The organism is Alloscardovia venturai, assembly GCF_042676605.1.
Lineage (GTDB): Bacteria > Actinomycetota > Actinomycetes > Actinomycetales > Bifidobacteriaceae > Alloscardovia > Alloscardovia venturai.
Window position 1 is genome coordinate 193,108 of the sequence record NZ_JBHTHQ010000021.1, and the last position, 20,460, is coordinate 213,567.

The 20,460-nt window shown below is 46.1% G+C and carries 22 protein-coding genes and 1 tRNA gene; 22 read left to right on the plus strand and 1 reads right to left on the minus strand.

The window, feature by feature from the left end; all coding sequences use genetic code 11:
- The first annotated feature begins 71 nt into the window (after nucleotides 1-71).
- The 6 genes from ACFQY8_RS04180 to ACFQY8_RS04205 all read left to right on the plus strand — a co-directional run bounded on the left by ACFQY8_RS04180 (nucleotide 72) and on the right by ACFQY8_RS04205 (nucleotide 4,446).
- The gene (locus ACFQY8_RS04180; RefSeq protein ID WP_377938645.1) at nucleotides 72-674 is read left to right on the plus strand and encodes an ATP-dependent Clp protease proteolytic subunit; all 603 of its coding nucleotides are present in this window, start codon (nucleotides 72-74) and stop codon (nucleotides 672-674) included.
- Between the two features lie 13 nt (nucleotides 675-687).
- The gene (locus tag ACFQY8_RS04185; protein WP_377938646.1) at nucleotides 688-1,353 is read left to right on the plus strand and encodes an ATP-dependent Clp protease proteolytic subunit; all 666 of its coding nucleotides are present in this window, start codon (nucleotides 688-690) and stop codon (nucleotides 1,351-1,353) included.
- Nucleotides 1,354-1,439: 86 nt separating this feature from the next.
- The gene (clpX, locus tag ACFQY8_RS04190) at nucleotides 1,440-2,741 is read left to right on the plus strand and encodes an ATP-dependent Clp protease ATP-binding subunit ClpX (RefSeq protein WP_377938647.1); all 1,302 of its coding nucleotides are present in this window, start codon (nucleotides 1,440-1,442) and stop codon (nucleotides 2,739-2,741) included.
- A gap of 37 nt (nucleotides 2,742-2,778) precedes the next feature.
- Nucleotides 2,779-3,429: a nitroreductase gene (locus ACFQY8_RS04195; RefSeq protein ID WP_377938648.1), complete on the plus strand. Its 651-nt coding sequence runs from the start codon at nucleotides 2,779-2,781 to the stop codon at nucleotides 3,427-3,429.
- A 168-nt stretch (nucleotides 3,430-3,597) separates the two neighbouring features.
- Nucleotides 3,598-3,670: transfer RNA gene (locus ACFQY8_RS04200), tRNA-Asn, on the plus strand.
- A gap of 266 nt (nucleotides 3,671-3,936) precedes the next feature.
- A complete protein-coding gene (locus ACFQY8_RS04205; protein ID WP_377938649.1) occupies nucleotides 3,937-4,446 on the plus strand; it encodes a M23 family metallopeptidase in 510 nt (169 codons plus the stop codon).
- On the opposite strand, the gene ACFQY8_RS04210 is transcribed toward ACFQY8_RS04205, so the two are convergent.
- Nucleotides 4,421-5,941, minus strand: a complete 1,521-nt coding sequence (locus tag ACFQY8_RS04210) for a hypothetical protein (RefSeq protein ID WP_377938650.1) — start codon at nucleotides 5,939-5,941, stop codon at nucleotides 4,421-4,423. The two genes, ACFQY8_RS04205 and ACFQY8_RS04210, sit on opposite strands and share 26 nt — an antisense overlap.
- Before the next feature lie 136 nt (nucleotides 5,942-6,077).
- Here ACFQY8_RS04210 and ACFQY8_RS04215 point away from each other — a divergent pair, with 136 nt between their 5' ends.
- The 16 genes from ACFQY8_RS04215 (at nucleotide 6,078) to hisG (ending at nucleotide 20,454) form a co-directional block, all read left to right on the plus strand.
- Nucleotides 6,078-7,202: a GuaB3 family IMP dehydrogenase-related protein gene (locus ACFQY8_RS04215; protein ID WP_377938651.1), complete on the plus strand. Its 1,125-nt coding sequence runs from the start codon at nucleotides 6,078-6,080 to the stop codon at nucleotides 7,200-7,202.
- A 108-nt stretch (nucleotides 7,203-7,310) separates the two neighbouring features.
- Complete coding sequence (locus tag ACFQY8_RS04220; RefSeq protein WP_377938652.1) at nucleotides 7,311-7,784, plus strand: hypothetical protein; 474 nt, start codon at nucleotides 7,311-7,313, stop codon at nucleotides 7,782-7,784.
- A gap of 52 nt (nucleotides 7,785-7,836) precedes the next feature.
- Complete coding sequence (locus ACFQY8_RS04225; protein ID WP_377938653.1) at nucleotides 7,837-9,876, plus strand: AMP-binding protein; 2,040 nt, start codon at nucleotides 7,837-7,839, stop codon at nucleotides 9,874-9,876.
- Nucleotides 9,877-9,881: 5 nt separating this feature from the next.
- Entirely contained in the window at nucleotides 9,882-10,367 is a 486-nt protein-coding gene (def, locus tag ACFQY8_RS04230; protein ID WP_377938654.1) for a peptide deformylase, read from the plus strand.
- A 237-nt stretch (nucleotides 10,368-10,604) separates the two neighbouring features.
- Entirely contained in the window at nucleotides 10,605-11,426 is an 822-nt protein-coding gene (gene rpsB, locus ACFQY8_RS04235) for a 30S ribosomal protein S2 (RefSeq protein ID WP_377938655.1), read from the plus strand.
- Nucleotides 11,427-11,465: 39 nt separating this feature from the next.
- The gene (tsf, locus tag ACFQY8_RS04240) at nucleotides 11,466-12,320 is read left to right on the plus strand and encodes a translation elongation factor Ts (RefSeq protein ID WP_377938656.1); all 855 of its coding nucleotides are present in this window, start codon (nucleotides 11,466-11,468) and stop codon (nucleotides 12,318-12,320) included.
- A gap of 115 nt (nucleotides 12,321-12,435) precedes the next feature.
- Nucleotides 12,436-13,152 carry a UMP kinase gene (gene pyrH / locus ACFQY8_RS04245; protein WP_377938657.1) on the plus strand — a complete coding sequence of 239 codons (717 nt, stop codon included), beginning with the start codon at nucleotides 12,436-12,438 and terminating at the stop codon, nucleotides 13,150-13,152.
- Between the two features lie 54 nt (nucleotides 13,153-13,206).
- Entirely contained in the window at nucleotides 13,207-13,761 is a 555-nt protein-coding gene (frr, locus tag ACFQY8_RS04250) for a ribosome recycling factor (RefSeq protein ID WP_377938658.1), read from the plus strand.
- Nucleotides 13,762-13,811: 50 nt separating this feature from the next.
- Nucleotides 13,812-14,777, plus strand: coding sequence for a phosphatidate cytidylyltransferase (locus ACFQY8_RS04255; RefSeq protein WP_377938659.1), 966 nt, complete (start codon nucleotides 13,812-13,814; stop codon nucleotides 14,775-14,777).
- Nucleotides 14,778-14,820: 43 nt separating this feature from the next.
- On the plus strand, nucleotides 14,821-16,014 hold the full coding sequence (rlmN, locus tag ACFQY8_RS04260) for a 23S rRNA (adenine(2503)-C(2))-methyltransferase RlmN (RefSeq protein WP_377938660.1): 1,194 nt from the start codon (nucleotides 14,821-14,823) through the stop codon (nucleotides 16,012-16,014).
- A 75-nt stretch (nucleotides 16,015-16,089) separates the two neighbouring features.
- Nucleotides 16,090-16,869: an imidazole glycerol phosphate synthase subunit HisF gene (gene hisF / locus ACFQY8_RS04265; RefSeq protein WP_377938661.1), complete on the plus strand. Its 780-nt coding sequence runs from the start codon at nucleotides 16,090-16,092 to the stop codon at nucleotides 16,867-16,869.
- 29 nt (nucleotides 16,870-16,898) lie between these two features.
- The gene (gene hisI / locus ACFQY8_RS04270; protein WP_377938662.1) at nucleotides 16,899-17,300 is read left to right on the plus strand and encodes a phosphoribosyl-AMP cyclohydrolase; all 402 of its coding nucleotides are present in this window, start codon (nucleotides 16,899-16,901) and stop codon (nucleotides 17,298-17,300) included.
- Nucleotides 17,301-17,418: 118 nt separating this feature from the next.
- Nucleotides 17,419-18,528: a prolipoprotein diacylglyceryl transferase gene (gene lgt, locus ACFQY8_RS04275; RefSeq protein ID WP_377938663.1), complete on the plus strand. Its 1,110-nt coding sequence runs from the start codon at nucleotides 17,419-17,421 to the stop codon at nucleotides 18,526-18,528.
- An 82-nt stretch (nucleotides 18,529-18,610) separates the two neighbouring features.
- Complete coding sequence (gene rpe / locus ACFQY8_RS04280; RefSeq protein ID WP_377938664.1) at nucleotides 18,611-19,276, plus strand: ribulose-phosphate 3-epimerase; 666 nt, start codon at nucleotides 18,611-18,613, stop codon at nucleotides 19,274-19,276.
- Nucleotides 19,273-19,536 (plus strand): phosphoribosyl-ATP diphosphatase, encoded by a 264-nt coding sequence (locus ACFQY8_RS04285; protein ID WP_377938665.1) that lies wholly within the window; start codon nucleotides 19,273-19,275, stop codon nucleotides 19,534-19,536. The genes rpe and ACFQY8_RS04285 overlap by 4 nt, the downstream gene beginning before the upstream one ends.
- Before the next feature lie 66 nt (nucleotides 19,537-19,602).
- A complete protein-coding gene (hisG, locus tag ACFQY8_RS04290) occupies nucleotides 19,603-20,454 on the plus strand; it encodes an ATP phosphoribosyltransferase (protein WP_377938666.1) in 852 nt (283 codons plus the stop codon).
- Nucleotides 20,455-20,460 lie beyond the last annotated feature (6 nt).

Genomic DNA, 20,460 nt, shown 5'->3' on the forward strand with positions numbered 1-20,460 from the left:
TGCGCAAATGAGGACATCCGTCAAGTAAAAGCGGTAATCTCATAGATATTAGTTTAGATAAGGAGACCTTTATGGCATTGAATACTTCTCGTATGCCAGTGATGGCTGATGGCGAAGGTCAGATGGTGGCAGATCCTATTTTTAATCGTCTGCTCAAAGACCGCATCATTTGGTTGGGTGAAGAAGTCAAAGATACCAATGCAAATGCTATCTGTGCACAGATGCTGATGCTTGCTGCTGAGGATCCTGATAAAGATATTTGGCTCTATATCAATTCTCCAGGCGGCTCCATTACTGCGGGTATGGCGATTTACGATACTATGCAACTTATTAAACCTGATGTGGCAACAGTTGCCGTAGGCATGGCTGCATCCATGGGGCAGTTCTTGCTCTCATCGGGTACCCCGGGAAAGCGCTATATCACTAAGCATGCTCGTGTGTTGATGCATCAGCCTTCTGGCGGAGTGGGAGGTACTGCCTCGGAAGTGCGCATTAATGCTGAGCTTATTATGGATATGAAGAAGACTTTGGCCGAACTTACTGCGCAGCAGACAGGTCATACTGTTGAAGAGATTTACCGTGATAATGAGTATGATCATTGGTTTACTGCTCAGCAAGCATTGGAGTATGGTTTCATCGATAAAATCGTGGATACTCCAGAAAGTATGAATTAGGAAAGGGGAGAGCGTGGCATCTCAAGAAGCACAATTTATTTCTCGCGCTCAGCGTCTTGCAGGTCCTCAAGGATTTACTGGACCGCAGGCTCGCTACGTTATGCCGCAGTTTGAGGAAAAGACTGCATATGGCTTTAAGCGCTCGGACCCGTATAGCAAGCTCTTTGAAGATCGCATCATCTTTATGGGTGTTCAAGTCGATGATGCATCTGCTGACGACATCATGGCACAGCTTTTAGTACTAGAAAGTCAAGATCCAAATCGTGATGTTATGATGTACATTAATTCTCCAGGTGGCTCCATGACCGCTATGACTGCAGTCTATGACACCATGCAGTACATTAGGCCAGATGTACAGACTGTGTGCCTAGGACAAGCTGCCTCTGCTGCGGCTGTCCTCCTAGCATCTGGCGCACATGGCAAGCGCTTAATGCTTCCGAATGCTCGTGTACTTATCCACCAGCCAGCTATGGGGCAGGATTTCGGTAAGGCTACTGAGATTGAGATTCAGGCACGTGAATTGGAGCGTATGCGCGAGTGGCTTGAGCAGACATTGGCCCAGCATACTGGTCAAAGTGTAGAGCGTATTCATAAAGATATCGAGACAGATACGATTCTCACTGCCCAGCAAGCCCTTGAATATGGCATGGTTGATGCCGTCTTAGACAAGCGGCAGTAATCATCTTATTATGAGCGCGGCTATAACGTGATGAAGATGCACCTTCAGCTTGCTAGACTGGAGGTGCATTACTTTTAAGGAGAAGCATGAGTGAAGTCATTAGCTTTGATGATGTTCCACGATGCAGTTTTTGTGGGAAAAGCGAAAACGAGGTCCAGAAACTCGTTACCGGACCTAACGTCGCAATTTGTGACGAGTGTATCGAGCTGTGCGTTGACATCATTTCTGATGACCGTCTTGTAAGAGCAGATAATGATTCAGTAAAGCTTATATCTCCGAGTCGAATGTCTGCATTTCTTGATAGCTACGTGGTGGGACAGTCACGAGCAAAACGTACACTCAGCGTAGCCGTATATAACCATTACAAGCGAATTAATGTACAACTGAGTGATCAAGCTCGTGAACTCGCTACGAAGGTTTCTCACGCGCATCCCCACGAGGCACAGTCACGTACTCTTGATGAAGTTGAGATTTTCAAATCGAATATTCTCTTACTTGGACCCACAGGTACAGGAAAAACGTATTTGGCGCAAACGCTTGCGCGTATGATGAATGTACCTTTCACAATTGTGGACGCGACCACACTCACAGAAGCAGGGTATGTCGGAGACGATGTAGAAACCATTCTTCAGCACCTCCTCCATGCGGCTCATGGGAACATTGAGCAAGCAGAACGCGGAATTATTTATCTCGATGAAATCGATAAGATAGCTCGTAAAACAGGCGAAAATACTTCAATTACACGCGATGTAAGTGGTGAAGGTGTCCAGCAGGCACTTCTCAAGCTCATTGAAGGTACGACCGCAAGCGTGCCTCTCAAGGGGACGCGCAAACATGAAGAGCAAGAGATGGTGGAGATAAACACGCGTGATATTCTCTTCATTTGTGGCGGTGCTTTTGTCAGTCTTGAAAATATTATCAGAAAGCGTCTAGGAAAGCGATCAATGGGATTTGGCGCTGATTGGAGCGTAGCAGATTTATCAAATGAAGAACTCCTTGAGTATGTCACTCCCGATGATCTTGCACAGTTTGGACTGCTTCCGGAATTCGTTGGTCGTATGCCAGTTGTGACATCTCTGACGCCGCTGAGCGAAGATGACTTAGTAGCAATACTCACTCAGCCGAAAAATGCATTAGTAAAGCAGTACCAGAAACTTTTTGAAGCTGAGAACGTTCTTCTTGAATTCACCCCTGAAGCCCTTCATGAAGTAGCCCGCATGGCGATACAACGTGGTACTGGCGCGCGCGGTCTGCGCTCTATTATGGAAAATGTGCTTGAAGAGCCAATGTATATCATTCCCGATCGTACAGATATACGTAAGGTCATTATCGATGACGTCGCTGTGAGAGGCGAGGAGTCGGTACAACTGGAAATTGAGCAAAGCTAAGGCTTAATAAACGCTATTGTGATAGGAGATAAAGATAATGGAATTTAACGATGTAGTTGAATCTCGCCATTCTGTGAGGGATTTTGAGGATAAGCCTCTCCCTGAGTACATAGTGCGCAAGATTGCTCGAGTAGCCCAGCACACGCCGACATGGGTAAATTCTCAGCCTACCAAAATCTATATAGTCTCTGGCGATGCTGCAAAACGGCTTCGAGAGCGTTTCCGAGAAGCACACTCTCAGGGAGTTGATACTGCCGCAGAGATTCAACCGCTAAATCGAGACCAATGGCCGCAGTGGAATCAAAATGCTATGGCGCAGTGGACAACGGAGTTCAAAGAGACATTTAAACCTGGTCAAGTTAATTTTTATGAGTTACAAAATAACCTTTTCCGCGCACCGACCTTTGCATTCTTTACGGTGGGGCAAAACCTTTCTGAGTGGTCAACTTTCGATGCAGGGGCATTTGTTAATTCATTTGTTCTAGCTGCAAAGAATGAGGGAGTAGACTCAATAATTGCGTATGTGCTGGTAACATATCCTGCAATTGTTCGTGAGATTGCTCAGATTCCGAACGACGAGAAACTTATCGTCGGTGTAGCATTGGGGTATGCAAGTTCACATCCTATTAATACCTTTATCCCGTCGCGTATACCGGTTGACGATGTCTTGCATGTTGTGAGCAAATAAAATTATGCCTGACGTGCCGAGCTCTGTGTTGTAGCGATAGTAGTGCGTTATTTGTGGCTATGGATAATACCGATAGAGATGAGCAACACGCCGAAGACACGCATAGACTTGCTAAAAAGAATAGATGTCGCTAATATCTAGTTCTTGTCAGCAGTTCGCTGAGGACATTCCCCCTTAGCTCAGCTGGCAGAGCGTCTGACTGTTAATCAGAATGTCGCTGGTTCAAGTCCAGCAGGGGGAGCACATAGCCGAGGTAAACCTCGGCTTTTGTCGTTTTGAGATGAACTTTGGCTAGCTTGTTAAGACACGGTTGTTCACATTCGTTCACATTCCCTGTATACATATGATATATGCACAGACGCGATGCATAGTGAACTTATGCAATGTAGAGTAAAGACACATTTTATATACTGTAAACAGGTTTTAACCCCTAACAAGCGAGTATGGCATGGCGTATATACGACATTACTGACATGCATGTGTATCGTCCTTATTCTCGCTCTCCAAATGCCAAACGCTCAAGCTTCGCTTATTGTTAGTAAAAGTCCTGTACAACCATATGCAGCAGAGCTTAAAGAAGATGTAAGTCCCAATGACTGCATGTCACTGATGAGATGGCCCACCGACAGTCACGAAGTCTTACGAGCATTTGATGCTCCGCCGCAACCATGGCTATCCGGACATCGAGGCATCGATTTACGCACTGAACCTGGAACATCATTAAAAGCTCCAAGAAGCGGCGTTATCAGTTTTTCTGGTAAAGTAGCTGGTAAAGATGTCGTTACTATTACTCACACAAACGGGTGGAAATCAACCTTTGAACCAGCAGTAACGGATATACCTCGAGGAACTCATATCCATCGTGGTAGCGTATTTGCTCATGTCTCAGACGGTGCCAGCGACCATTGTCTCCATGAATGTGTGCATTGGGGCATAAAAATTGCGCCAGATCATTATGCTGATCCGGCGCTTATAGCTCAACTTAGGCGAGTTACAATCCTGCATCCGCAGGATTAACGTAACCAGTATCGAGCATTGTCTTCTTGAAATTATCCGCATTCACCGCAAAAAGCGGATTCGTCACTTCCTTCTTCGTCGTGTTGATGCTACCAATGAGCTCTTTAAGACGAGAAGTGCTCATAGATGTACTCTCATGTTCAGTAAGGATTGTGATAGTAGATGCAGCCTGCATCCTATCTTCCATCGCACTGACCCAAATTTTTCCATCAACGATACGAGAAACAGAACTGATGCATATACCGTACCCTGTGATGATAGGCCATTGGTGTTTTGTACGTGAGGTATCGTTATGAGACTGCTGATGGTCTACGCTAGAAGACTGGGATGAAGATGATGTGTCAGTGTTTTCAGTGGAATGAGTAGCTGCCCACTGATGTGGTTCAGGAACTTCTTGCTTATTGATGGTACCGTGCCCAGACAGAGAGTTGACGATACTTTCCAGCGTGATATCAGGATTTACAGTGTCGCTTGTCCCTGTAAATCCCATATGGTCAAGGGCTGTTACCGTACTCAGGGCAATATAGTCGTTATACGCGAGGATACCGTCAATGGTATGCCACGATTGTGGGCTCTTTGAGGATGAGGTAAGACGAACTTCGAGTGCTGCCTGGATACCTGCTGCGGAATCATCTGCAACTGATACATTTCGCCAATCATCTGTAGAACTATTCGTAGTGAGAAGACCTGAAGGACTGTATGCAACTCCAGTAGCGTAGTACGGCTTTAAAATTTTCCACGTAGTATCAAAAAGTTCTCTACAAAAAGATGCGCCTGCATTCATCGGAAGAAGGATTTCGATAGCCTTAGGTTTTTTACGCGTTGCTGCAGTTAAGCGGAGCTTTTTTACGAGATTATCCGTCTGGATACGCGCGATAGTTCTTGCTGATGAAAACTCAACGAAATAGTCTGGTTCGAATCCAGAGACTTTATTTGCAAGGACAATGACATGTATGCCGCTATCGTGTGCTCTTTGGAGGGAGGTTGCGAGTTGATGTTCGAGATTTTTTTCTTCTTGCTTTTCTTCGGTAGTAATGGCACTGTTCTCGTTTGTGTCTTGCTCGCGATTCAGCGTGACATAATCCCCAAAATGAGATGTGATGGTTTGAACATTAGAGTTCTTTTGAGTTGGAAGCGGGGCGATGACGATAGTGCTGCGGTGTGAAGCGCTCTTTTTATACTGGGCGGTCAAGGAGTTTATTTTCTTGATTTGGTCTAATACAGACCGACTCGTATGAGTGTAGATGTGTGAATGAGAAAAGCCTCGAGACTGTAGTGATATCTTTGTATGTGAGACTAATGACGACCATGAATTAATTGGAGTGTGAGGGTCAATCAAGTTATTACTCGACGGTGTGAGGATATCTACCGTGGCACTATCAAGAGATGCAGAAGAATGTGACGACACTGAGGGCGAGCCACACGCAGTTGCGAAAGCTAAAGCAATGATGCTGATGACGGTGAGTGTGTATCTTCTCATACGGCGAATTGTCATGAATGCTCCTTGCCTCACACTTGTGTTGTGAAACAAATTTTAGCGTACATCCTCTATAGAAGCTCCTGGTTCACAGCGTGAACATAATTGTGAACAAAGCATACGCACGTCACAGTTGTGTTCTAATGTAGTGCTCATGACTCAGGAAATTGAAATTGGTATGGGCAAATCTGGACGTATGTGCTACGCGCTTGACGATGTAGCTATCGTTCCTACACGACGAACGCGTGACCCGCAAGACGTGGATACGTCATGGCAGGTGGATGCCTATCAATTCGACATTCCTGTGATGGGGGCGCCCATGGACTCCTCGATGAGCCCTGAAACTGTTATTAAACTTGGGAAGTTGGGCGGTCTAGGAGTTCTTGATTTGGAAGGTCTTTGGACAAGGTATGAGGACCCTTCGAAGCAACTTGAAGAAATTGCCCATGTTGCTCCTGAGGAAGCAACGGCTCTTCTGCAGAAACTGTATGCTCAGCCTATCAGGGCTGAACTTATTACTGCACGCATTCAGCAGATACGCGAAGCCGGTGTGACGGTAGCAGGAGCATTGACGCCACAGCGCACTCAAGAGTTTTATTCAACAGTAGTCGATGCGGGGGTAGATCTTTTCGTTATTCGTGGTACCGCCGTGTCAGCTGAACATATTTCTATAACTCATGAGCCGCTGAATCTGAAAAAGTTTATTTATGAATTAGATGTTCCAGTCATCGTAGGCGGCGCTGGAACGTACCGTGCTGCAATGCATTTGATGCGCACTGGTGCGGCTGGTGTTTTAGTTGGTACAGGTGGCTCTGCGGTTTCATCTTCACGAAGCATACTCGGTATGCATGTGCCTATGGCTACTGCAATTGCCGACATTGCTGCAGCTCGCAAGGATTATATGGAAGAGTCTGACGGCCGATATGTTCAAGTTATTGCTGATGGTGGCATGGGCAATACAGGTAATTTTGTTAAGGCATTTGCGATGGGAGCAGATGCTGTCATGGTGGGAACTATGCTTGCGCGCGCCACAGATGCTCCAGGACAAGGAACACATTGGGGGCGTGAAGCAACCCATGCTTCTTTACCGCGCGGACGTCGAGCGACTCTCGAGCAAGTTGGCACGATGGAAGAGATTTTGATGGGGCCAAGTACTCGCGCAGATGGCTCAATGAACTATATTGGAGCGTTGAGGCGTGCGATGGCTTCAACGGGATACACGACATTGCGACAGTTCCAAAATTGTCCGGTAGTTGCAACCCCGTACGATCACCGGTAAAATATATCGCGTATGTACTGTTTGCCTCGTTCACATGCACGAGGCAAATGTGTATTGGCAGGCGATCCATACGCCTGAAATGAGAAGGGTGATAGAGGAGACTCTATCGTGGATGAATTCGATGAAGAATTGGTGTTCGATACATACCACAGTATCGGCAGAAAGAATGAGTATATTCGTTTCCATATAGCACAATGTGTATGTGGAGATATTCCTAAAGATACGTGTGAGCAGCTTGCATTAAATAGTTGCAACGTGGCGTGTTTAGCGCTTGACGTGGTGAGAGATAGATTGTCTATCAACATGCTAAACTCTCTCGTTACACCACGAGTCATAGGTCAAATCAGCAATCTTAAAGATTTGCTTAAAGAAGAACGTCATGGCAAGCAACTTATTCCGTGGGCAGACGCATCTCGTAAACATTTGCCATTTATCTTACGCACGCTCAATGGTTTCGTAGTTTCCCCAACGTGCTTTGATGCCAATGTTGGTCTAACTTTAGGATCTTCGCCGTGCTGGGTAAATGTCGTTTTTAGGTTGAAGGGGCAGAAGTGGATGTGCCACAGTATTGATTTTTGGTAGGCAGAAAACTGCGCGTAATACATTCTTGAGACTTACGCCTATAATTGAGCATATGTTACGTGAATACACTACAGATAACATCTATCAGACTACTGACGATGACACTATCTTTGCATTGCTCAATGATCGGTATGAGAAAGACCCAGAGGGTATCGTTGCCCAGGCGCTTCGTGGTCCAAAACGACAGTGGACGGATATTACTACCGCTCATATGATTGATGACGTCCGTAAAGCCGCGAAAGGCCTTCTCGGTCTTGGTATTGCAAAAGGTGATACAGTACTTATTTATTCACCGACATCCTACGAATGGGGTGTTATTGATTTTGCGTGTGCTGCGATTGGTGCCGTTTCTGTGCCAGTGTATGATACAGATTCTGCAAAACAGGTGGCGATGATTGTTAAGGAAACTTCTCCTCAAGTAGCGTTCGCTGGTGGAGATGAACGAGCAATTATCTTAGAAGATTTACGCCAATCGTCTGATAATTCTGTGCGGTATAGTTTTAATCTCATGTCTCATGGTTTGCAAGCTGTAGCAGACTGGGGGACTAAGATTTCTGATGAGCAGCTTGATGGCGCTATATCTCAAGTAAAAGCTGACGACCCGCTTACTATTATCTTTACATCAGGCTCTACCGGTCAGCCGAAGGGCGCAGTGCTCTCTCACAGGAACTTCGTGCATACCGCAAAAAACGGATATGAGGTGCTGCCAAACATGTTAGCAGGCAATCCTACACGCCTGCTTCTCTTCTTACCACTTGCACACGCATTTGCGCGCTATATTCAGTACACGGCGATTGGCGCGCACGGTATTATCGGTTATTTATCCGATACTAAGCATTTGCTTGCGGATTTGCGAGGTTTCCGTCCATCATATATGCTCGCAGTTCCGCGTGTGTATGAAAAGGTATATAACGCAGCTTCCCAAAAAGCGGGCAATGGTGTAAAAGGACATATTTTCGCCCAAGCTTTTAAACACTTTATTCAATGGAGTAAGGATGAGCAAGACGGTAAGGGGCATAGCTTTACAGAGAAGATGAAACATAACTTCTTTATGAGTGCTGTGGGCTCTTCTATCCATTCAGCGATGGGCAATGGCATGAAGTTCATGGCATGTGGCGGTGCGCCGATGAATACAGATCTTGCCCATTTCTTTAATGGTATCGATGGGCTGACTTTTATTCAGGGCTATGGTTTGACCGAAACAGCAGCTCCGTCTATCGTGAACTTTGAGGATAATAATCGAATTGGTGCAGTTGGTCGTGTTGCTCCAGGTTTTTCGGTGCGACTCACGGATGAAGATGAGCTAGAAATTAAAGGACCAAGCGTTTTCATCGGCTATCTCAATAATCCTGAACAAACTGCAGCAGCGATGGATGGAGACTATCTGCGCACGGGAGATCTTGCATCAATTGATGATGATGGTTTCATCTATATCACAGGGCGCAAGAAAGATCTCATTATTACGGCAGGTGGTAAGAACGTATCCCCAGCACCTTTGGAGGATATTATCGGCACATGTCCAATTGTTTCTCATGCTGTCGTTGTCGGAGATAATAAGCCATTCATTGCAGCGTTGATTACACTTGAGCCGAATATGCTTCGCTCATGGCTCGAGGGACAAGGTCTTGATGCTAACATGACGGCTCTAGATGCCGCAAAAAATGAAGCAGTACGTGCATATATCCAAGAGTTCATTGATCGTGCCAATGCTACTGTTTCTCGTGCTGAATCTGTGCGTAAATTTGTCGTTCTTCCTTCGGAATTTACCCAGGAAACTGGAACATTAACTCCAAGTATGAAGATTGTGCGTCCACGTATTATTAAGCAGTATGCACAGGTTATTGATGAGATTGTTTATGCTCCAAAACCTTCTGCAATGTCCGATGCTGCCACGTATAAAATCATGATGGCTGCCGAGCAAATCGGCAAACAAGTACAGCCTACGGTACAAGCAGCTCGTGAAAAACTCGAACCGATGGTCAAGAAGGCCCAAGAGACTGCTACCAAGAACGTTGCGGAACTTCAGGAACGCCTGCGTGCAACTACAGAGAAATTAGAAGACACTGAGACATCTGCGGAACAGGAGGAGTAGGACTTATGGCACTTCGTGACATTCGTGTAGTACCAGATCCCGTCCTTCGCACACCATGCGACGAAATTGCGGAGATTACACCAGCGATTGAGTCTCTTGTACAGGATTTATTGGACACAGTTGACGATCCGGGTCGAGCGGGATTATCAGCAAATCAAATTGGTGTGTCCCTGCGAGCATTCTCGTATAACATCGACGGCCGTGTCGGCTATGTCTTGAACCCAGTCCTCGTTGAAAAATCTGGAGAACAGTACGGTGATGAGGGATGTCTATCTGTTCCGGGGCTATGGTACAAGACACGCCGTGCAGACTATGCCAAGGTAGAAGGTATAAATCTTCGTGGCGAAAAAGTAGTGCTAGAGGGGTCGGGTCTCATGGGACGTATGCTTCAGCATGAGTGCGACCACCTCGATGGACATGTATATTTAGATCGTCTGGAGAAGGAAGAACGACGTGCTGCTATGCGACAGATACGTAAACAAAACAGGTAGTCTTCTTACAGTAGATAAGTAGGCATGTATGTATGCAGGTTCTAGTAATCTAGAATCTGCATATCTGTATTTTGAGCTTGTGTATTCGCACGAACACATGCTCGAGAAATTATCGTCTAGTGATGTGCAATTCGCGCTATGTGTGCGACGATTCATGTCGGTCGACTATGGAGCTATGCTCCAAAAGTTGTACGTGAATTTGCATAGCCAGGCAAGAACCGACAGAAAGGTATACCCATGGCAGAAATTACCATGAGCCAGATGCTTAAGGCTGGCGTTCATTTTGGTCATCAGACCCGTCGTTGGAACCCTAAGATGAAGCAGTACATCTTGACAGAGCGCAACGGCATTCATATCATCAATCTGTTCAAGTCCCTTGACCTCATTGATCAGGCTTATGACTTTGTTAAGCAGACTGTAGCTCACAATGGTACCATACTCTTCGTTGGTACTAAGAAGCAGGCTGCACAGGCTGTATCTTCTGAGGCTTCTCGTGTAAATATGCCATACGTCTCTGAGCGTTGGTTGGGTGGTATGCTCACTAACTTCCAGACCGTATCCAAGCGTGTTGTACGCATGAAGGAACTCGAAGAGATGGACTTTGCTGATGTAAAGTCCAGCGGTTTGACCAAGAAAGAGCTCCTTCTTCTTGAGCGTGAAAAGGAAAAGCTCGTCAAGCAGCTTGGCGGTATCCGTAACATGGACCGCACTCCTTCAGCAATGTTCGTCGTCGACATCAATAAGGAAGCTCTCGCAGTTGAAGAAGCTCACAAGCTTGGCATCCCTGTAGTAGCTCTTGTGGATACGAACACTGACCCAGAAACTGTAGATTACCCAATCCCAGCGAATGATGATGCAATCCGCGCAATTGAGCTCCTTACTGCTTTGATGGCAGATGCAGTAGCTGACGGCTTGCTTGCACGCGGCGGAAAGGGTGCTGCAAATGCAGCTTCATCTGAGCAACCATTGGCTGAGTGGGAAACTGAACTCTTGAAGTCTGACGCAAAGACCGAGGAAACTCCAGCGCAAGCAGAAGCTGAAGCACCAAAGGCTGAGTAAGTCACTACAATCCAAGTTTTTAGTTTTGAGGAGATAAAAATGGCACAGATTACTGCTGCTCTCATCAAGGAAGTCCGCGAGGCAACCGGCGCAGGTATGATGGATGTGAAGAAAGCTTTGACTGAGGCTGACGGTGACATCGCACGTGCAAAGGAAATTATTCGTGCTTCCGGTATCAAGGCTGCGGGCGCACGCGAAGGTCGTAAGGCGCAGGAAGGTCTTATCGCATCCTCCGTAGCAGACACAGCTGCGGGCAAGACTGGTTATGCAGTTGAGCTCAACTCGGAGACAGATTTCGTAGCTAAGACTGACGCTTTCGTTGAGCTTGGCGAGAAGGTCGTAGCAGCTGTCGTAGTAGCTGGTGCTTCCAACGCTGATGAAGTACTCGCAGCTTCCACTACGGAAGGTACTGTGAAGGACACTATTGACGAAGCTGGCGCGCTCTTCCATGAGCATGTCAAGCTTGGTCAGGTTGCAACGGTTTCGGGACCTCATGTAGAAATTTACGCACACCGCAAGTCTGTAGAACTTCCACCATCCATTGTTGCTATGGTTGCAACTGATGAGAATGGTGCTCAGGTTGCTCACGAGGTTGCTTTGCAGATTTCTGCAATGGCTCCAAAGTGGCTTACTCGCGAGGAAGTCCCAGCAGAAATTGTTGAGTCTGAGAAGCGTGTTGCTACTGAAAAGTCTCTTGCAGAAGGCAAGCCGGAGAAGATTATTCCAAAGATTGTTGAGGGTCGTATGAATGCCTTCTACAAGGAAGTTGTGCTTCTTGAGCAGGCTTATGTCAAGGATCCATCTAAGACTATTGGAGATCTCTTCAAGCAGGTCGATGGTCAGGCTCTCGCGTTCGCTCGCGTTGAAGTTGGCAAGGGCGAAGATGCTGAATAAATAATTTATTTAGTTTCTTTCATTAAGGCGGTTGTCACTACTGGCAACTGCCTTTTTTGTATGGCTTATCACGTAGTATTAAAGCAATTTGTATTCCGATGAAAGGAACGTCGTAGTGGCAAAGCAGCGTCGAGTATTGCTGAAGCTTTCAGGAGAAGCATTTGGCGGAGGCTCTATCGGTTTGGACACTGAGGTTATTCGTCGTATAGCTCAAGAGATTCATGCGGCTGTCGAACAAGGTGTCCAGGTAGCTGTTGTCGTTGGTGGCGGAAATTTCTTCCGCGGGGCGCAGCTCAGTAAAGAAGGCCTCGAGCGCAGTAGAGCAGACTATATGGGGATGCTTGGAACTGTGATGAATTGTTTGGCATTGCAAGACTTCTTAGAGCAGGAGGGGCAGCCGACTAGAGTACAGACCGCTATAACCATGGGACAAGTTGCTGAACCTTATATACCTTTAAAGGCTATCCGCCATATGGAGAAAGGACGCGTTGTCATTTTCGGTGCTGGGGCGGGAATGCCATACTTTTCCACGGATACTGTCTCTGTGCAGCGAGCACTTGAGGCAGGCTGTACAGAAGTTCTCATGGGTAAGAATGGTGTTGACGGGGTCTATACTGCAGATCCTCGCAAAGACAAGAATGCTACGTTGCTGACATCTGTATCTTTTAACCGTGCATTGGTAGAAAATCTTGCAGTGATGGATGCCTCTGCTTTGTCTCTAGCACGAGACAACAACATGCGTATTCGTGTCTTTGGTCTTGAAGAAGCGGGTAACGTCACTCGTGCTCTTGTGGGTGAGTCGCTTGGCACGTTAGTTTCAAATGAAGACTAGTCCACAGTAGCAAACGAGAGCAGTTAAATATTTCTAGCTAATAAAGGAGAAACAATGGCATCCGTAGTCGATCAAGCTCATGAACAGATGAAGAAGACCGTGGAATCTACTCAGGAGAATTTTGCTGGCATTCGTACTGGTCGTGCAAATCCTGCATTCTTAAATGGTCTCGTCGTAGATTATTATGGTGCTCCGACGCCGATTAAGTCGTTGGCTACAATTGGTGTACCAGATGCACGTACCTTAGCAGTTACACCGTTTGATGCTTCGCAAGTAGGAGCTGTAGAGAAAGCTATTCGAGACTCCGATTTGGGAGTCAACCCTCGCCGAGATGGTAATGTTATCCACGTTACCATGCCTGAGCTTACAGAAGAGCGTCGTAAAGATTATGTCAAGCTTGCTAAGGAAAAAGCTGAGGACGGTAAAGTGGCTATCCGAAATATTCGGCGTAAGACAAAAGAAGGCATCGACGCTGCTATCAAAGATGGTGACTATGGTGAGGATGAGGGCAAGCGTCTCTTGTCCGAGCTTGATAAGGTAACAAAGCAAGTTTCTGACGAAATCGATACTATGCTTGCTACCAAAGAGAAAGAGATTCTTTCTGTTTAGTTTTCAGTTTTTGATTTCAACGAATACTTGAAACTGACAAGGAGAGTACTATGGGGCACACGGCACGACCAGAAGACGATATCGAGGCGAAGCTTGATGAAATCAACAAACGCACCGGTAGAAATATGGTCCAAGCTGTGGTCACTGGTGCTCTCCTCGTAATTCTTGTTGTCGCAAGCTTAATTTTTAACACGCAAATATTCTTGTGGCTCGTCATTATCTTCGTATGTATCGCTCTGTGGGAGTTGCGCGTTGATTTTTCAACTATTGGGATTCGCATTCCGCTCATTCCTCTTATCATTATGACGGTTGGCACTTTAGCTGCCATCTACTACGTTCCAGCTCAGCAGCCTGCTTTGACTGCTGCATTAGGGTGCACGATAACTGCTGCTTTATCTGTTATTTTCTCTTGTTTTGAAAACTTTAAGAGTGCAAAGGTAGAGCGTTCCTTATCTCAGAAAGCGCCACATTCAAAAAATAATATTGAACACATTGAATTAGAGCATTCCCGTCTCACTCATATTGGTGCTACACTACTTGCGGTTTTTTATATAACAGTACTAGGTAGTTTTATCGTTTTACCTGTTACGCGAGATCATCCTGTTGCGTTTGAGTTTATGGTTATCTTCTTACCATCTTTGGGAGATATTGGGGGCTTAGCATTTGGTGCTGCATTTGGTAAACATAAACTTTCACCACGTATTTCTCCTAAAAAGAGCGTAGAGGGTCTGATAGGTTCAGTGCTTTTTTCTGCTATAGGTTCTTTTGTTATCGGCGTTTTCGCTTATTCTCATACACAGTTTGCACAGCATGTAGTGGAGCTTATTATTCTTGGAATTTGTGTCGGAATAGTAGGGCTATTTGGAGATTTATGTGCTTCTATGCTTAAACGAGATATGGGGCTTAAGGATATGGGGACTCTGCTTGCCGGTCACGGTGGTGTACTTGATAGGGTAGATTCTATTCTGATGTGTGCTCCGGTTATTTGCATACTCATCATGGCTTTAGGGCTGTGAAATTACTTCAATAAGACCTCGATCATCAGAGAAAGGCGAGATTATGGCTACTCTAGATACTTTAGACCTAGGAAGTGGTATTACTGATGGCGGTACTCATGGTGCGTTTCGCGATGTATTAGCAAAAAATCACTCTCGCCGTGGTAAAGCTCCGCTTCATCTTGCCGATATGAGTGACGATGAGCGCAAAAATGTTGCACGCGAATTGGGGATGCCTGCGTTTCGTGTAAAGCAGCTAGCTCAACATTATTTTGCCCACTACAATACTGATGTAGCAACGTACACAGATTTTCCATCAAATTTACGTGAGACGGTACAGAAAAGTTTTTTCCCTACTCTTATCGAACCACTTCTTGAGCAGGAAGCCGATAATGGCGAGACAATTAAAACGCTGTGGAAGCTTTTTGACAATTCACGCATTGAGTCGGTTTTGATGAAATATCCTAAACGCGTTACCTTGTGTATCTCGAGTCAGGTAGGTTGTGGCATGGATTGCCCATTCTGCGCGACGGGTCGACTAGGATTGACACGCAATATGTCGGCAGGAGAGATTCTCGAACAAGTACGCATTGCTGCATTGCAGTGTGAGGAAGGCAAACTACCTGGAGGCCCTACTCGCTTAAGTAATATTGTCTTTATGGGAATGGGAGAGGCCCTAGGTAACTACAAGGCGATGATGAAAGCGATTCGCCAGATTAGTACTTTACCTCCAGAAGGATTTGGTATCTCAGCTCGTAACATCACCCTTTCAACTGTTGGAGTAGTACCGGGTATCCGGAAGCTTATCGATGAGCATATCCCTATACGCTTAGCGGTCTCTCTCCACGCTCCTAGCGATGACTTGCGCGATGAACTTGTTCCAATGAATAAGCGGTTTAATACTACGCAGGTCCTCGATGCTGCACATGACTACTATGCAGCAACGAAACGACGTGTAAGCATTGAGTATGCGCTTATGAAAGGTATTAATGATCAAGCGGAGCATGCTCGTCTCTTGGCAAAACGCCTTAACCATTATGGTGATGACTGGGTTCATGTTAATCCAATTCCTCTCAATCCTATAGAGGGATCTCGGTGGACAGCCTCTAAGCCAGAGGATGAAGCACAGTTCATTGAGATTCTTCATAATGCAGGAATTTCTGCCACTTTGCGCGACACGCGTGGATCTGACATCGATGGAGCTTGTGGTCAACTGGCCGCAAAAGAGCTTGCTGAAGACCTCGTGAGGCGTTCGTAAAAGCTACAAACACGACGCTGAAAGTTCTAGAAAAATCCCAGTGAGTTTTGAGAGAAATTTATCCAAGGAGGAGATGTGGGATTAGCAGTTCGGGTGATTCCCTGCCTTGATGTCAATGCAGGTCGTGTGGTTAAAGGGGTCAATTTTAAGAATCTGCGCGATGCGGGAGACCCCGTTGAGCTTGCACGCGAGTACTTTAATCAAGGTGCTGATGAGCTAACCTTTTTGGACATTACTGCATCAAGTGATGAGCGTGAAACAACGTATGATATGGTTCGACGCACTGCTGAAGAATTGTTTATACCTTTGACAGTAGGTGGTGGAGTAAGGTCAGTTGAAGATGTAGATCGTTTATTGCGTAGTGGAGCTGACAAGGTCGGTGTGAATACTGCAGCGATTAATAATCCGCATCTCATTAGCGCCGTGGCAGACCGTTTTGGCGCACAGGTACTGGTGCTTTCTGTGGATGCCATGCGTGAAGTAACAGTTGATGGTACGCGTCACACAGATTCCGGTTATGAAGTAACAACGATGGGCGGTAAACATCGTACAGGGATTGATGCAGTAGAATGGGCGCATCATGCTGCAGAGCTTGGAGCAGGTGAGATTCTTTTAAATTCAATGGATGCTGATGGAACTCAAGACGGTTTTGATCTTCAGATGATTCGCGGCGTTCGCGCAGCTGTTGATATCCCTATTATTGCTAGCGGTGGCGCAGGTAAAGTGGAAGACTTCCCTCCGGCTATTGAGGCAGGCGCAGATGCGGTGCTTGCAGCTTCTGTCTTCCATTTTGGAACTGTTACGATTCCTGAAGTTAAAGATGAGCTACGCAAGCACGGCTACGAAGTTAGATGAATTTTAAAAGATATGGAGCAAAGCGAGATATGACTACCATAGACAGCAATCAAGATTTCAATGTAAATTTCGACGATATCAAGCCACGGCTTAAACATGATGATTATGGCTTATTCGCAGCTGTGATTCAGCAGTATGATACGTTACGAGTTCTGATGGTAGGATATATGAATGATGAGGCATTGCATAGAACGCTGACTACTGGTCGCGTGACGTTTTGGTCACGCTCACGACAAGAGTACTGGCGTAAGGGAGATACATCAGGGCATGTGCAATTCGTAAAAAAGGTGGAACTAGATTGCGATGGAGATGCTGTGCTTGTTCAGGTCGACCAAGTCGGAGCAGCGTGCCACACAGGTCAATATTCGTGTTTTGATGAGGGTGGCGTACTCCCAGCGGTTGTGGGATATGCTCCACAAAAGAAGCTCTGAGCAGGTACATGACTTTTGCATGTGTGCATGGAGCATCATAGAACACTCTGACACTCATATAGCACTCATATAACTTATATGTAACTTAACTTATACATTCACGAATGATTGGATTCGCATGAAAAACTTAGCTTATATTCCATCTCCGTCGATATCCAGTTTCCACATAGGGTCATTGACAATCCGTTTCTACGCCATTGCTATATTGCTGGGCATTTGTGCTGCGGTGTGGATTACCACGAAGCGGTGGAAGAAATTCGGCGGTACATTCGATCAGATTCTTGATATTGCTATTGTTGCCGTTCCTACAGGTATCATTGGGGCGCGCATATATCACATCGTTACTACACCAAACCTCTATTTTGGACCTACAGGAAATTTCGGTGACGTGTGGAAGATTTGGAACGGTGGTCTAGGAATCTGGGGCGCAGTGCTTGTAGGAGGATTATGTGTCTGGGGCTGGTGTCGCTATAAGAAATATCCAACACCTCTTCTTGTTGATGCTCTAGCTCCTGGATTGCTTATTGCACAAGCGATTGGACGATTGGGAAATTATTTTAACCAGGAACTCTACGGTGCTCCTACGACACTTCCGTGGGGCTTGAAGCTGAATAGTTCTGCGTATGCAATTGGCGCGAACGAAGTGTGCTACGACGGTAGTACGTGTCCAACGGGTACACTTTTTCACCCGACGTTCCTCTATGAGATACTGTGGAATCTTGTCGGTGCCGCGTTACTTCTCTGGCTTGGAGATAAGCTTGTTCAAAAATTTAAGGCTGGCTCTCTCTTTGCCCTCTATGTTATGTGGTACACAGCAGGACGAGCATGGATTGAAGCTTTACGAATTGATTTCTCCCATGAAATTCTAGGAATTCGAGTCAACGTGTGGGTCTCGCTTATCGTTTTTGTATGTGGCGTGGTTGCTTTTGTCCTCATACAACGTAACGGCAAGCTAGAAAGTACCTATACAAAACATCTCGCGTACGTCAGTGAGCTAGAAGAGCAAGTTGCTGCGGGAAAGATGACGGGACGCCAGTTGAGGGCAAAACTTAATCAGGAATCTCGTGAAGAGCATGCTCGAGCATCGCAACAGCACTTACATGAAACAGAGGAAGAAAAATCGAAACGAAAGAGTGACAAAGAGTTGTATGAAGAGGCCAAGGAAATCGTAAAGAAACACCATTCGACCCATTCATCTAAAGCTACTCATGATGTCGCTAATCAATAGCACAACGAACTAAAACATCAGATACTGAGACAAAAACATCGAGAATCTCCAAGGTCTCGAATTTGCCATAAAATGAGGAAACATGACTATTCAAATTGCACCAAGTATTTTATCTGCTGACTTCGTCAACCTTGAGCGTGAGTTGCAAGCTATCAAAACCGCAGATTTAGTCCACGTTGATGTGATGGACCACCATTTCGTTCCTAATTTAACGCTTGGTGAGCCTATTGTGAAGCGTATCTGCGAGGTAAGCCCAATTCCTGTTGACGCACACTTGATGATTGAAGATCCTGATCGGTGGGCTCCTGAATTTGCTCGAGCAGGTGCTGATTCTGTGACGTTCCATATGGGAGCAGCACATGCTCCAGTGCGTTTAGCGCGCCAACTTCATGACATGGGTACAAAAGCTTGCTTCGCAGTTCGTCCAGCTGAGCCGGTAGAGCCAATATTTGATATTCTCGATGAGTTTGACATGATTCTTATCATGACTGTTGAGCCAGGTTTCGGCGGGCAGAAATTCCTTGATAATCAAATGAGCAAAGTTCGCCGTTTACGTGATGAGATTACTCGTCGTGGGCTTGACGTCAAGATACAGGTCGACGGCGGGGTAAGCCCGACCACCGCCCCAATTGTTGCAGCTGCTGGTGCAGATGTTCTCGTGGCAGGTTCTGCTGTATACGGTACTGAAGACCCAGCTCAGGCAATTGCAGACATTCGAGCTAACGCACAGGAGGCATTTCGCGCATGAAAACATTTGAAGGTCTTTTTGAAGAGCTCAGTCAGAAAGCTCAGAATCGTCCAGAAAGTTCCTTAACGGTAGAAGAACTCGATAAGGGGACGCACTTCATCGGTAAAAAAATTAACGAAGAGGCCGGTGAGGTATGGATTGCTGCCGAGTATGAGGGAAAAGAACGCACTGCTGAGGAAATGAGCCAGCTGCTTTACCATGTTCAAGTCATGATGATTAAGCATGGTATTACCCTCGAGGACGTGTACAAGTACTTGTAAAAAGCATACACATCAGAAGATGCGAGGACACAGTCACGATTTTGAGCGTAAGGGGACGATAAGCATATGTTAAAGATTGCTGTGCCAAATAAAGGCATGCTCTCAGAACCGGCATGGAATTTATTGAAAGAAGCTGGCTATAAATTACGCTCAAATCCGCGTCAGCTCGTTGTTGATGACGAAGCAAACGGAATTCAACTTTTCTATTTGCGGCCACTCGATATCGCAGTATATGTGGGAAGTGGCATGATCGATATCGGCATTACAGGTCGTGATATGCTTCTTAATTCCCAGACCGAAGCTGTCGAACAAATGAGTTTAGGTTTTGGCGAGTCGACATTCTGCTTTGCAGCTCCACGCGATAGCGATATCGTACAGATTGAGCAACTCGAAGGGAAGCGTATCGCAACATCGTTTGATAAGATTGTCGCAGACTTCTTGGCAGAGCACCACCTGAATGCAAAAGTTGTTCATTTAGATGGCGCGGTGGAATCTTCTGTCCAGCTTGGAGTGGCGGATGCTATAGCTGATGTTGTCTCTACAGGAACGACTTTGCGAAATGCCGGACTGCGCATTTTCGGCGAACCGATTGTGACGTCGGAAGCAATTGTAATTCGTGCTCCTCATGTAGATGAAGATGACCGTGATTTGGTTGTCTTCCAGCGCAGACTTCGGGGGGTCATGACTGCTCACTCGTATGTTCTTATGGATTATGATATTCCTCTTGAGCATGTCGAAGAGGCAGTTGCTATAACGCCAGGGTTTGAATCTCCTACAGTTTCGCCTTTACATGATTCACAATGGGCAGCTGTACGAGCTATGATTCCTAAGGACAAGATGAATACGCTCATGGATCAGCTTTACGAGGTCGGGGCTAGAGCTATTATCATTACAGCTATACAGGCATCACGAATGTAAGGGAGC